The following is a 441-nucleotide window of genomic DNA, read 5'->3' on the forward strand; positions in this document are numbered from 1 at the left end:
TTTGGCGCGAAATAATAGAAACCGACGGCGGCGACGATGACCACCGAGCCGAAGCCGATAAACGGCCCGCCCAATCCGCGCATGAGGCCCTCTCCCTGAAAGCGTTCGTATTTTTGTGGCCGGAGGATGTGCCGGGCGCGCCTGCCGCGCAAGTGCCGGCGCAGCCTGCCCGCCCTAGAACCAGTCCTTGTTGTAGACGAATTTCGGCATGCCCCAGCCGTACCGCACGGCCAGGAGACGCAGCGTGAGCCCGCAGGCGACGGCAGCCAGCGTGACGACGTCGTGCCCGATGCCCAACTCGTGCCCGCCGACATAGATCGCGCCGACCATGACGGAGACGCTCGCGTAAAGTTCGCTGGAGAAGAGCAGCGGCACCTGGTTGCACAGAACATCGCGCACCACCCCGCCGACGCAGCCGGTGATCATGCCGCTGAGCACGAC

Annotated in this window: 1 protein-coding gene; it reads right to left on the reverse strand. The window is 65.3% G+C overall.

All coding sequences use genetic code 11. The annotated features are described in order from the left end of the window. Nucleotides 1-174 precede the first annotated feature (174 nt). On the reverse strand, nucleotides 175-441 hold a 267-nt coding region (locus tag M3166_RS19055), incomplete at its 5' end, for a trimeric intracellular cation channel family protein (protein WP_251691807.1).

Origin of the sequence: Solibacillus isronensis (genome assembly GCF_023715405.1) — a bacterium.
Taxonomy (GTDB): domain Bacteria; phylum Bacillota; class Bacilli; order Bacillales_A; family Planococcaceae; genus Solibacillus; species Solibacillus isronensis_B.